At 62.4% G+C, this 407-nt stretch carries 1 protein-coding gene; it reads left to right on the forward strand.

Annotated features, from left to right (window positions below):
- A partial coding sequence (locus KVS69_RS18900; RefSeq protein WP_217539506.1) for a response regulator transcription factor occupies positions 1–407 on the forward strand: 407 nt, incomplete at both ends.

The following is a 407-nucleotide window of genomic DNA, read 5'->3' on the forward strand; positions in this document are numbered from 1 at the left end:
GCGCCCTCGCCTGCCGAACTGCTTGCCGCCCTGAGAAACACGGCCTGCGACGTGGTCATCACCGATTTCGGCATGCCGTCCGCGGACAACGCTGATGGGTTGACGCTGCTCAAGGCCCTCCAGCGGGAATGGCCAAGCGTATTCATCATCGTTCTCACGCTTATCGAGAACGTCGGGGTGTTGCGGTCGGTGCTGCAGCTGGGCATCCCAGGACTGGTCAACAAGGCCGATTCGCTCTCCGTACTCTCCCGATGTATCGCAGCAGTGGTCGCCAGGCGGCATCCGTACGTCAGTGCGTCCATCAAGGCCAATCTGGAAAGGCAGCAGCGGGGTCGATGGGCGGATCACCATGTCGCGCTTTCGCCACGGGAGGCGGAGGTGCTTCGATACTTCGCCACGGGAATGAG

This window comes from Stenotrophomonas sp. GbtcB23, from assembly GCF_019091045.1.
Lineage (GTDB): Bacteria > Pseudomonadota > Gammaproteobacteria > Xanthomonadales > Xanthomonadaceae > Stenotrophomonas > Stenotrophomonas rhizophila_A.